At 62.6% G+C, this 10,932-nt stretch carries 11 protein-coding genes and 1 pseudogene; all 12 read right to left on the bottom strand.

Translation table 11 applies throughout. The annotated features are described in order from the left end of the window. Positions 1-144 precede the first annotated feature (144 nt). Complete coding sequence (locus D1646_RS20710; protein WP_160638272.1) at positions 145-951, bottom strand: histidinol-phosphatase; 807 nt, start codon at positions 949-951, stop codon at positions 145-147. Next, positions 948-1,598, bottom strand: a complete 651-nt coding sequence (gene hisIE, locus D1646_RS20705) for a bifunctional phosphoribosyl-AMP cyclohydrolase/phosphoribosyl-ATP diphosphatase HisIE (RefSeq protein ID WP_201754787.1) — start codon at positions 1,596-1,598, stop codon at positions 948-950. Before hisIE ends, D1646_RS20710 begins: the two co-directional genes overlap by 4 nt. A 154-nt stretch (positions 1,599-1,752) precedes the next feature. Beyond that, positions 1,753-2,511 (bottom strand): imidazole glycerol phosphate synthase subunit HisF, encoded by a 759-nt coding sequence (gene hisF, locus D1646_RS20700; RefSeq protein WP_160638271.1) that lies wholly within the window; start codon positions 2,509-2,511, stop codon positions 1,753-1,755. Then, the gene (gene hisA / locus D1646_RS20695) at positions 2,508-3,227 is read right to left on the bottom strand and encodes a 1-(5-phosphoribosyl)-5-[(5-phosphoribosylamino)methylideneamino]imidazole-4-carboxamide isomerase (protein WP_160638270.1); all 720 of its coding nucleotides are present in this window, start codon (positions 3,225-3,227) and stop codon (positions 2,508-2,510) included. The genes hisF and hisA overlap by 4 nt, the downstream gene beginning before the upstream one ends. A 12-nt stretch (positions 3,228-3,239) precedes the next feature. After that, positions 3,240-3,857: an imidazole glycerol phosphate synthase subunit HisH gene (gene hisH / locus D1646_RS20690; protein ID WP_160638269.1), complete on the bottom strand. Its 618-nt coding sequence runs from the start codon at positions 3,855-3,857 to the stop codon at positions 3,240-3,242. Further along, positions 3,857-4,444, bottom strand: coding sequence for an imidazoleglycerol-phosphate dehydratase HisB (gene hisB / locus D1646_RS20685; protein ID WP_160638268.1), 588 nt, complete (start codon positions 4,442-4,444; stop codon positions 3,857-3,859). Before hisB ends, hisH begins: the two co-directional genes overlap by 1 nt. Position 4,445: 1 nt before the next feature. Continuing rightward, positions 4,446-5,513 carry a histidinol-phosphate transaminase gene (hisC, locus tag D1646_RS20680; protein ID WP_160638267.1) on the bottom strand — a complete coding sequence of 356 codons (1,068 nt, stop codon included), beginning with the start codon at positions 5,511-5,513 and terminating at the stop codon, positions 4,446-4,448. After that, on the bottom strand, positions 5,510-6,997 hold the full coding sequence (gene hisD / locus D1646_RS20675) for a histidinol dehydrogenase (protein WP_160638266.1): 1,488 nt from the start codon (positions 6,995-6,997) through the stop codon (positions 5,510-5,512). The genes hisC and hisD overlap by 4 nt, the downstream gene beginning before the upstream one ends. Then, positions 6,994-7,632: an ATP phosphoribosyltransferase gene (gene hisG, locus D1646_RS20670; protein WP_160638265.1), complete on the bottom strand. Its 639-nt coding sequence runs from the start codon at positions 7,630-7,632 to the stop codon at positions 6,994-6,996. The genes hisD and hisG overlap by 4 nt, the downstream gene beginning before the upstream one ends. 2 nt (positions 7,633-7,634) lie before the next feature. Beyond that, entirely contained in the window at positions 7,635-8,699 is a 1,065-nt protein-coding gene (locus D1646_RS20665) for an ATP phosphoribosyltransferase regulatory subunit (protein ID WP_160638264.1), read from the bottom strand. A 330-nt stretch (positions 8,700-9,029) separates the two neighbouring features. Beyond that, positions 9,030-10,136, bottom strand: a complete 1,107-nt coding sequence (locus D1646_RS20660; RefSeq protein ID WP_160638263.1) for a glycosyltransferase — start codon at positions 10,134-10,136, stop codon at positions 9,030-9,032. Positions 10,137-10,217: 81 nt separating this feature from the next. Next, positions 10,218-10,932, bottom strand: a pseudogene (locus D1646_RS20655) (collagen-like protein); the annotation flags it as partial.

The following is a 10,932-nucleotide window of genomic DNA, read 5'->3' as shown; positions in this document are numbered from 1 at the left end:
TGCAGCTGCCAGACCGCACCTCTATTCTATAGCAAAGGGAGTTTTCTTGTCTACATCATCGCCATAAGGCTTTTTTTAAACCACTCGCCTAGCGAGTGGTTTTCTTTATACAAAAAACAGTGCGCGGCGACGCGCACTGTCTTTTTATACCAGTTCCACCGGATGGAATCCTTCGGCGGTCAACTGCATTTGCTCCCGGTATCCGCAGCAGCGGGCCAGCTCTGCCGCCTGGGGAAAAGCGCACAGCAAATCCTGGGCGCTGTGGCAGTCGCTGGTGATGCAGATGGGGATGTTCCGCTCCCCCATGGCCCGCAGCAGCGGCGGCGCGGGGTAGGGAGCGGTGCGGTAGCCCCTGGATATGGCGCCGGTGTTGATCTCAAGGATCACACCCTGGGACGCCAGCCGATCCAGAGCCTCCAGCGCCGCTGCCATATACCGGGGGTGGGCGATGTCAAAGAGCCTGTCCCCCTCGTTGAACTTGGTCATCAGGTCAAAGTGGCCCACAATCTGGCAGCCGGTCCGCTCTGCGACCTCCCCGACCCGGCGGTAGTAGTCCCCGGCAAAGGCGTAACAGTCTCCACCGTAAAAGGTCTCCACATTGTGGAGGAACACCTCTTGGGAGTCGTCCACCGGCAGTGCCTGCCCATCCTTCCATACCTGGTGGACCGATCCGATCACATAGTCCCAGGGGTCGGGCTGGGGCGGAGAGTCGATATCCTGCTCCAGACCCAGAAAAATCTCCAGCCGTCCGGCGTATTTCTCCCTCAGCCGGAGGACCTCCCGCCGGTAGGCCGCAACATCGGTCATGGTCCAGTTTCCGGGCGGCTCCATGGGGGCGTGGCCGGAGAAGCCCAGGGAGTCCATCCCCAGGGAGATGGCCGCCTGCACCATCTCCTCAGGGGTGTTTTTTCCGTCACAGAAGGTGGTGTGGGTGTGGAGATTTTGGATCATACCATCTTCTCCTGCTTCACCTTGTGGTCGATGACGTGACGGGAGGCCAGCTCCGCCATTACCTCGTCCACCGAGATGCCCATCTCCACCATAAGCACCATCACGTGGTACATCAGGTCGCCGATCTCATAGACGGTCTCCCCCTTGTCCCCCGCCTTGCCGGCGATGATGACCTCGGTACACTCCTCCCCCACCTTTTTCAAAATCTTGTCCAGCCCCTTTTGGAAGAGGTAGGTGGTGTAGGACCCCTCAGGCAGGCTCTCCCTGCGGCCCTCCAGCAGTGCGTACAGCCCCTGGACGGAGAAGGGCTCCGCCTCTTTTTCCGAGGAGAACACCCTGTCGTTGAAACAGGAGTCGGTCCCCAGGTGGCAGGCGGGGCCGTCCTTGTTAACCCGGACCACCAGGGCGTCCCGGTCGCAGTCGGCGGTAATGTCCACAATGTGCTGGACGTTGCCGCTGGTCTCCCCCTTGCGCCACAGCTCCTGACGGGACCGGGACCAGAAGCAGGTCCGCCCCTCCCGCATGGAGATTTCCAGACTCTCCCGGTTCATGTAGGCCAGGGTCAGCACCTTCCCGCTGGATGCGTCTGTTACAATGGCGGGGATCAGGCCGTGGTGATTGAACTTCAAGTCGTCAATGTTCAGCATTTTATCACGCTTTCTGTGCAAATGTGCCCTCGCCGGACGGGCCTTCTTTTCTTTGAAAAGAAAAGAAGCAAAAGAAACTTTTTTCTCGCTCTGAGAGATCGTGGTATTCGTAGCTGTCCGCCCGGTCACGGAAATCCAACTGGGTTGAAAGGGTTTAAAGTCTTGTGGGGATTCCTTTTGCGGCAAGGGCCTGTTTCAAATCGGGGATCTTTACCTCGCCGAAGTGGAAAATCGACGCGGCCAGTCCGGCGTCCACCTTGGGCAGTGTCTCAAAGAGGGTTACGAAGTGCTCTATACACCCTGCGCCGCCGGAGGCGATGACCGGCACGTCCACCACGTCGCATACGGCCCGAAGCATTTCCAGGTCGAAGCCGTTCTTCACGCCGTCGGTGTCAATGCTGTTGAGGACGATCTCTCCCGCGCCGTTTTTGACGCCGGACCTGATCCACTCGATGGCGTCCATGCCGGTGTCCTCCCGCCCCCCCTTGGCAAAGACCCGGAACTGGCCGCCGACCCGCTTGGCGTCCACGCTGAGCACCACACACTGGTCCCCGTAGCGCTTGGCCGCCTGGGAAATCAGGGAGGGGTCCCGAATGGCGCCCGAGTTGACGCTCACCTTGTCCGCGCCGCACTTGAGGACCCGGTCGAAGTCATCCACCGTGCGGATGCCGCCCCCAACGGTGAGGGGGATAAAAACGGAGGAGGCCGCCTGGGTCAGGATATCGGTGAACAGGGCGCGGCCCTCGGCAGAGGCGGTGATATCGTAGAAGACCAGCTCGTCCGCGCCGCAGCCGCTGTAGAACTTGGCCAGCTCCACCGGGGAGTCCACGTCGGCCAGCCCCTGGAAGTTGACCCCCTTGACGACCCGTCCATCCCGCACATCCAGACAGGGGATGATCCGTTTGGTAATCACTGGGGGCCGCCCTCCTCAATTGCCTGGGCCAGATCCAGCGCCCCGGTGTACCAGGATTTGCCCACAATGACGGCCTCGATACCCATCCGCTTCAGGGCCTGGATGTCCGCGTTGCAGGACACGCCGCCGGCGGCGATAATGGAGCAGCTGGTCTGATCCCGCAGGAACTGGAGCCGGGCGAAGGAGGGGCCGGAGAGCATCCCGTCGGTGTCGATATCGGTAAAGATGAGGTTTTGAACCCCCAGCTCCTCCATCTCCTTGGCAAAATCCAGATAGTTCACGGTGGACTCCTCCACCCAGCCGGCAACCCGCACCAGGCCATCCTTGGCGTCCACGCCCACCACAATGCGCTCCGGGCCGTAGGTCTCCAGAGCCGCCTTGACAAAGTCCGGGTCACTGACGGCGGCGGAGCCGATAATGGCCCGCCAGACGCCCAGGGCAAAGACCTCCTCCAGGTCCTTCATAGAGCGGATGCCGCCCCCCAGCTCGGTTTTCAGCCCCAGCTGGGTCAGCGTCTTCACAATGTCCCCGTTCTTCCGCAGGCCGTCCTTGGCTCCGTCCAGGTCCACCACGTGGAGGTAGCGGGCCCCGGCCTGGTAGAAGGCTTTGGCGGTGGCTGCCGGGTCGTCGGCCACCTGCTGAACGGTGTTGAAATCTCCCTTTTTCAGGCGGACGACCTGGCCGTCCTTCAAGTCGATGGCGGGAATAATCAGCATAATAGTTCCTCCTTATAATTCACAAAAGGCTTTCAATATGTTCAGCCCAACCGGGCCGCTTTTCTCCGGGTGGAACTGAGCTCCATAGACGTTGTTCCGAGCCACTGCCGCCGTCAGCTCGGGGCCGTACTCGGCGGTGGCGATGGTGTGTTCTGCGCAGCCGGCGCCGTAGAAGGAGTGGACGAAGTAGACACAATCCCCCTCCTGGATATGGCGGAACAGGGGGCTGACCGGCCTGTCCTTAGGGAAGTGGAGGCCGTTCCAGCCGATATGGGGCACCTTATAGTCTGCCGGGATCACGGGCCGGATAGGCTGGACGGAGCCGGGGATCAGTCCCAGGCCGTCATGCCGGCCATATTCGGTGCTGTAGTCAAAGAGCAGCTGCATCCCCAGACAGATGCCCAGCAGGGGCTTTCCCCGCTCCGCCGCCTGGAGCACCGCCCGGTCCAGGCCGGAGGCCCGCAGGGCCTGCGCTGCGTCTCCAAAAGCGCCCACGCCGGGGAGAATGATCCGGTCCGCCTGGGCCAGGACGGCCTCCTCTCCGGTGACCGTCACCTCAGCGCCGATGGCCCGCAGGGAGCAGGTGAGGGAGAACAGATTGCCCACGCCGTAGTCCACAATGGCAAGCATCACAGCACCCCCTTTGTGGAGGGAATTTCCCGGGAAAAGCGGGGGTCGATGGCTACAGCCGCCCCCAGGGAGCGAGCCAGGCTCTTAAAGGCCCCCTCGATGATGTGGTGGCTGTTCTCCCCCGCCAGCTGCCGGAGGTGGACCGTCATATCGGCCCGGCGGGCAAAGGCGATCCAAAATTCCTGGGTCAGCTGGGTATCAAAGGTCCCCACCTTCTCTGTGGGGATATTCAAGCCGTAGCACAGCATTCCCCGGCCGCTGATATCCACGGCGGTGAGGACCAGGGCCTCGTCCATGGGCAGGGTGCAGGAGCCGTAGCGCACAATGCCCCGCTTGTCCCCCAGAGCCCGGGCGAAGGCGTCCCCCAGACAGATGCCCACATCCTCCACCGTGTGGTGGTCATCGACCCAGGTGTCCCCCTGGCAGGAGATCGTCAGGTCAAACCGACCGTGGCGGGCAAAGAGGGTCAGCATATGGTTCAAAAAGCCGCAGCCCGTCTCAATTTCGCTCTTCCCCGTGCCGTCCAGATTCAGGGACAGCCGGATATCGGTCTCCGCCGTCTTGCGGGACAGTTCCGCAGTACGCATCTCAGCCCGCCTCCTTTAAAATCTCCCGGACCTTGTCCAGGAAGAACTCCATCTGCTCCCGGGTCCCGATGGTGACCCGGCACCAGTCGGCAATTTCAGGCTTGTTCCAGTGGCGGACCAGGACGCCCTTGGACTTCAGCCGCTGATAGAAAGTCCCACCCTCCACCTGGGGACAGCGGGTGAAGATAAAGTTGGTGAGGCTGGGTAGGGTCTCAAAGCCCAGCTTGGCCAGCTCTGCGGTGGTCCATGCCCGATTTTCCTGGATCTTTTTGCCGTTTTCCACATAGTAGTCGTTGCTGTCCAGAGTCGCAATGGCGGCGGCCATAGTCAGGCGGTTGATGTTGTAGGAGTTGGTGGAGTATTTGATTTTATCCAAATCAGCAATCAGCCCCGGACTGGCCAGGGCGAAGCCCAGCCGCCCTCCCGCCAAGGAGCGGAATTTGGAAAAGGTCTGGCACACCAGCAGGTTGTCATACTTCCGGATGAGGGGCAGGCAGCTCTCGCCGCCGAAGTCGATATAGGCCTCGTCAATGAGGACCACGTGGTCGGGATTGGTACGGACGATCTCCTCGATATCCGCCACGGAGATGGCCCGGCCCGTAGGGGCGTTGGGGTTGGCGATGACAATATTTTGGTTCAGCCCACAGTAGTCCCCGGGGTCCAGGGAGAAGTCCTCTTTCAGGGGAATCTCGGTGCTGGGGACCTGGTACAGGCTGGCGTAGACGGGGTAGAAGCCGTAGCTGATGTTGGGGAAGGCCACGGGGCGCTCCTCATCGCAAAAGGCCATAAAGGCGAAGCTGAGCAACTCGTCAGAGCCGTTGGCCAGAAAGACGTTCTCGGGCTTGACCTCATACATGGCGGCCAGCCGCGCCCGCAGGACCTTTCCCTCCGGGTCGGGGTAGAGGTTCAGGCGTGCCGTCTGGGCGGCGTTCACCGCCTCCAGCACCTGGGGGGAGGGGGGGAAAGGGGACTCGTTGGTGTTCAGCTTTACATACTGCATATCCTGGGGCTGTTCCCCAGGGACGTAGGCCTCCAAGCCGTCAAAGCGGGCGCTCATATAGCGGCTCATGGTCTCTCCTCCTTTGCGGCAGGGACATATTTTTCATATTCAGCGCGGACCTCTGTCTCCGTGCCACGGAACATCAGATGGCGTTCTCCCTGTGGGCTGGCAGACCAGAGCTCATAACTGCCGGTTTTCGCTACCTGAATCACTTTATATCGGATTCCGCTGACCTCGTCTCTGCCGGAAACAATTTTGCGGGTCGCCCAGAGCCGTTCTCTCTCTTCCTGGCGGGACAGGGCGCTGCGGGCGTGGCCCTCCAGTCCCTCCGCCCGAGCGAAGCGGGCAATCTTCCCGGCGGCCCGGTTCAGGGCGGCGGGGGTGTAGTAGGTAAACTGAGATTTTTTCACAAAGTCGTCCACCGACAGGGGACTGGAAAACCGGGCGGTGCCGCTGGTGGGCAGGGTGTGGTTGGGCCCGGCGAAGTAGTCCCCCAGCGCCTCGGGGCAGCTGCGGCCCAGGAAGATGGAGCCGGCGTGGCGCACCTTGTCCAGGTAGTCGAAGGGGTTGTCCACACACAGCTCCAGGTGCTCCGGGGCCAGGGTGTTGGCGATTTCGATTCCTTGGAGTATATTTTCGGCAATAATAATCTTTCCGTTATGGTCAATGGACGCCCGCGCGATCTCCTGCCGGGGCAGACTGGACAGCTGGCGCTCCAGCTCCTGGCTGACGTCCCGGGCCAGGTCGGCGCTGTCGGTAATCAGCACCGCGCTGGCGTTCTTGTCGTGCTCCGCCTGGCTGAGCAGGTCGGCGGCCACCTGGGCGGCGTCGCTGGCCCCGTCGGCAATGACCAGAATCTCGCTGGGGCCGGCAAGCATGTCAATGGCCACCTGACCAAAGACCTGGCGTTTGGCCTCCGCCACAAAGGCGTTGCCGGGGCCCACGATCTTGTCCACTCTGGAGATGCTCCCGGTGCCGTAGGCCAGAGCCGCCACCGCCTGGGCCCCGCCGCAGCGGAAGACCCGGTCCACCCCGGCGATTTTGGCGGCGGCCAGGATGGTGGGGTTCACGTCCCCGTTACAGGTGGGAGGGGAGACCATGACGACCTCCGAGCAGCCGGCAATTTTGGCGGGGATGGCGTTCATCAGCACAGTGGAGGGGTAGGCGGCGGTACCGCCGGGGATGTACAGGCCGACCCGATCCAGGGGAGTCACCTTCTGGCCCAGCACAACCCCCTCCTGGTCGGTGATGACAAAGCTGCTGCGCACCTGATAGCGGTGGAAGCTGCGGATGTGGTCCGCCGCCTCCTCCAGGATGGCACGCAGCTCCGGTTCCAGCGCCTCCAGAGCCCGGTCCAGCTGAGCGGGGCCCACCTCCAGCTCCTCCAGACGGGCCTGGTCAAGCTCCCGGGCAAAGCGGAACAGGGCGGCGTCTCCCTCCCGGCGCACCGCGGCGATAATGTCCGCAACCGCCTGGGACACGTCGGGCAGCTCCTCCCGGCGGTTCAGAATATCTTCCAGGGGGACCTCCCCGCAGTTGTAGATCTGAATCATAGCGTCTTTCCTCTCTCCCGGCAGTACTGGTCCACCTGCTGGCACAGCCGGGTGATCTCCTCATGCTTGAATTTATAGCTCACCTTGTTGGCGATGAGCCGGGCGCTGATGGGGACGATGGTCTCCTTGACCTCCAGGTCGTTCTCCAACAGAGTCTTCCCCGTCTCCACAATGTCCACAATCACGTCGCTCAGCCCCAGCAGAGGGGCCAGCTCAATGGAGCCGTGGAGCTTGATGATGTCGATATCCCGGCTCTGGGCGCTGTAGTAGCTCTTGGCGATTTTGGGGAACTTGGTGGCAACCCGCAGGGTCTGGTCCCGGCAGTCCCGAGCTCCCTTCCTGCCGGCCACGCACATCCGGCATTTGCCGATGCCCAAATCGGCCAGCTCATACACCTCCGGCTGGTACTCCAGCAGAATATCCTTCCCCGCAATGCCGATATCGGCGGCGGCCCGCTCCACATAGATGGCCACATCGCTGGGCTTGACCCAGAAGTAGCGGACCCCGGCTTGGGGATTTTCAAAGACCAGCTTCCGGTTCTCCTCCTGGATGGCGGGGCAGGGGTAGCCGGCCTGTGCCAGAATCTCATAGACCTTCTCCCCCAGGCGGCCCTTGGGCAGTGCAATGTCAATCATGCTCAGCCCACCTTTCGAATGGTGCGGAAGGTCAGCCCCTCCGGGACCCAGCGCTCAACCCGGACACTCTCGCCCGCCCGGCGGCAGCGCTCGGCCTCCCCCAGGACGGCGGAGGCGGGAGTCGTCTCGTCGTAGAGGAGCAGCACGTCGGCGTCGTAGTCCTCCCGGGCTCCCTCCAGCCGCTCCAGCAAATTCATATAGATGGCAAAGCCAATGGCGCCATCCCCCCGGCCCATCTGCCGCAGCAGATTGTCATACCGCCCGCCGGACAGCACGCCGCTGGGCAGGCCGGGCAGATAGCCCTGGAAAATCAGGCCGTTGTAGTAGTCCATGTTGTTGACCATGGAGAAGTCCAGCTGGAGGTGAGCCTGGGGCGTCAGGGTGCAGACTGCGGTGAGCTCCGCCAGGGCCTGGGCCATCCGCTCCCCCCGCACCATGTCCTCCAGAGCGGGCAGCAGTTCCTCCGGCGCGCCGTAGAGGCCGGTGAGTTGGCACAGGTCCTCCGAGGCCTCCGGGTCCAGGCCCAGCTCCCGGCACAGCGTCCCCAGACCGGAGACGTTCTTCTCCCCCATCAGCTTCAGCAGCTCCCCGCGGCTGTCCTCCCCGGCCCCGGCGCTGTCCAGCAGTCCGGCCACAAAGCCCATGTGGCTCACGTCCAGCAGATAGTCTTCGCAAATCATGTCCAGGCTTCTGGCCGCCAGCAGCAGCACCTCGCCCATAGCCACCAGGTCGATGTCGCCCACACACTCCAGCCCTGTCTGCATGATCTCCCGGAAGCCCCGGGTCATAGGGGAGGTGCGGTAGACATTCTCGCTGTAGTACACCTTTTGAAGTCCGCTGCCCTCCTTGGCGTTCTTCACAATGGAGAGGGTCACGTCGGGCTTCAGGGCCATCAGCCGCCCGTCGGCGTCGGTGAAGGTGAGGATATCCTCGCTGATTAAAAAGCTCTTGTTGTGGACATAGAGGTCGTAGGGCTCGAACTTGCTCATGCGGTACTGCGTATATCCATAGCGGCGGTACAGCTCTCTCAGCTGCCGTACCACCTGCTCACTGTGTATTTCCTTCATGGGGTGCCTCCTGCTGTCTCAATTTACTTTACCATAGTAGTGTAATAGTTCGCAGAAGTCAACCGCAATTTTCACCAAACCTTTTCCCCTGGATTTTGGTCAAATACCGCATTTGATACAAGGGATAGCTCAATCCCGGGAAAGGGGTGGATTTCACCTCAATTCCGGCATCATATTTTTCACAAAGGGGGGCGCATTTTTCTGTTCTCCACAAAACAGATCATCCTCCGCCTCCCCAAGGGAGACGGAGGATTTCTGATGGTAAGGCTCCTGTGCAGAAACGGGACCCACGCGCAAGCTGCCCTCTCCCAGAAAGCCGTTCCTGAGAGATCAGTGCCGGAGAGAGGCCGGGCTCTCCTCCGGTTCGGCGGACAGGGACTGGAAGACCGCCCGGTTGTGGAGGACCGCCGGGGCGTCCGGCTTGCAGGCGGCGGCCAGCTCGTTAAAGGTTTCCGCCCGTTTCTGGTCGCCCAGACGGCTGTAGCACAGGCACAGCTGGATACAGGGGAGATAGCCGTAACAGTCCGCAGAGACAAATCCCCCTCTGCGGTCATCCCGGGAACAGGTCAGTGCCAAGGCGTACCAGTAGGCGGCCTGCCGGTACTGCTCCCGCCGGAGGAAGCTGTGTCCCAGCTCACAGCAGACCTCCGCCCGGGGCCGGTCATAAGAGAAGGTTCGAAACAGTGAGGACAGCTCCGCCTGGTCGTGTCCCAGCTCCTTGTGGCAGTAGGCGCAGTGGCAGCAGGCGTCAATGTTGTTCTCCACCCAGCCCCGGTCCTCCGCCAAAAAGCGCTCAAAGACCTCCAGCGCCTCCTCCCAGCGGCGGTGGTAATAGAGCTCCCGGCCATAGTAGAACTGCTGGCGGGGCTCCAGTTCCGTTCCTGCGGCCAGCTGGGCCTGATAGATACGCAGGTTCCGGTCCGGATCGGAGGGACGGGTCTTACGGTGGGCCACGGCGAACTCCCCGTACAGCACCTTCCCCACCGGGGTCACCGCCTCGTGGACAGCCCCTGCCCATCTCATTCCGGTCCGGTTTTTGATGAGCCGCTCCCGGTAGTAGGAGAAGGTGACCCGCCCGCCCTCGTCAAAGCCGGTGTGGTAGGGGGCCATCACCACCGAGACCGTCGGGTCCAGTGTCTCCTTCAGACGGAGGAAGGCCCTCCTGTCCTCCTCTAAAATCACATCGTCGGCGTCCAGCCACATACAGTAGTCCATGGACGCGTGGGAGAAGGACTCGTTCCGGGCGGCAGAGAAGTCGTCCCGCCAGGGGAAATCAAAGACTTTTTCCGTAAACCGGGCGGCAATCTCCCGGGTGCGGTCGGTGGAGCCGGTGTCCACAATGATGATCTCGTCCACCAGCCCGGAGACGCTCTCCAGACAGCGCCCCAGTACGTCCTCCTCGTTTTTGACGATCATGCAAAGACTGACGCTTACCATGGCGGGGCCTCCTTATTAACATTTCGTGATATTGCTCCCGCCGGCTTTTGCCGGCGGGAGAGCTGTGTGCTCCGGCGGAACTCAACTCAGCCGAATGATGGTCAGAGACGCTCCTGCGCCGCCGCCCACCAGAATGGCAGTCCCAACCAGACTGGTGAACATTTGCAGCGAGATGGTGGAGTTGGCGGGCAGGGTGATCTTGATCTGGTTCTCAAAGCTGGAGGTGGAGATCACCGGATTGATGGTAGAGGGGGTGTTGTTGGCCCCGTTGATGACCAGCCGGGTCCCCATCAGCAGGGCCGCGGTGGTATTCACATGGTACGAGATCTGATAGGTGCCCGGCGTGACCACGGTGAACACGGTGTTGGCCCCGTTGGCTGTGATGTCGGGGGACAGGACCTGGGCGTTGGGCAGGGGGATGGGGGTGCCCCCCAGCGCCACCAGAACACTGCTGCCCTGGGTGTTGGCGGCAAAGCCGGCGGTGGCAGTTGGATTGGGGCCGGTAGCCCCCGTGGCCCCCGACGCCCCGGTGGGACCGGTGGCTCCGGCGGCTCCCGCTGCGCCCACAATGCCGGCCAGACCGGTGGCTCCAGCAGCGCCGGCGGGGCCGGTGGCTCCCGTGGCTCCTGTCACACCGGCGGGACCGGGGACCCCCGCAGCGCCGGTGGCTCCGGTGGCTCCCGTGGGTCCCACAGCACCGGCGGCGCCGGCGGCCCCCTCAGCACCGGCAGGACCTTGCGCGCCGGCAGGACCGGTTGGGCCAGTGGCGCCGGTGGCTCCCGCAGGACCCGCCGCG

Origin of the sequence: Pseudoflavonifractor sp. 60 (assembly GCF_009911645.1) — a bacterium.
Lineage (GTDB): Bacteria > Bacillota > Clostridia > Oscillospirales > Oscillospiraceae > Lawsonibacter.
This window is presented reverse-complemented; position numbering and strand designations above follow the sequence as displayed.

What these genes read in the sequence shown, in the direction of transcription:
- D1646_RS20710 (WP_160638272.1), bottom strand. Translation starts at nt 951, where the DNA reads ATGATCCAAAATCTCCACACCCACACCACCTTCTGTGACGGAAAAAAC.
- hisIE (WP_201754787.1), bottom strand. Translation starts at nt 1,598, where the DNA reads ATGCTGAACATTGACGACTTGAAGTTCAATCACCACGGCCTGATCCCC.
- hisA (WP_160638270.1), bottom strand. Translation starts at nt 3,227, where the DNA reads ATGCTGATTATTCCCGCCATCGACTTGAAGGACGGCCAGGTCGTCCGC.
- hisH (WP_160638269.1), bottom strand. Translation starts at nt 3,857, where the DNA reads ATGCTTGCCATTGTGGACTACGGCGTGGGCAATCTGTTCTCCCTCACC.
- hisB (WP_160638268.1), bottom strand. Translation starts at nt 4,444, where the DNA reads ATGCGTACTGCGGAACTGTCCCGCAAGACGGCGGAGACCGATATCCGG.
- hisC (WP_160638267.1), bottom strand. Translation starts at nt 5,513, where the DNA reads ATGAGCCGCTATATGAGCGCCCGCTTTGACGGCTTGGAGGCCTACGTC.
- hisD (WP_160638266.1), bottom strand. Translation starts at nt 6,997, where the DNA reads ATGATTCAGATCTACAACTGCGGGGAGGTCCCCCTGGAAGATATTCTG.
- hisG (WP_160638265.1), bottom strand. Translation starts at nt 7,632, where the DNA reads ATGATTGACATTGCACTGCCCAAGGGCCGCCTGGGGGAGAAGGTCTAT.
- D1646_RS20665 (WP_160638264.1), bottom strand. Translation starts at nt 8,699, where the DNA reads ATGAAGGAAATACACAGTGAGCAGGTGGTACGGCAGCTGAGAGAGCTG.
- D1646_RS20660 (WP_160638263.1), bottom strand. Translation starts at nt 10,136, where the DNA reads ATGGTAAGCGTCAGTCTTTGCATGATCGTCAAAAACGAGGAGGACGTA.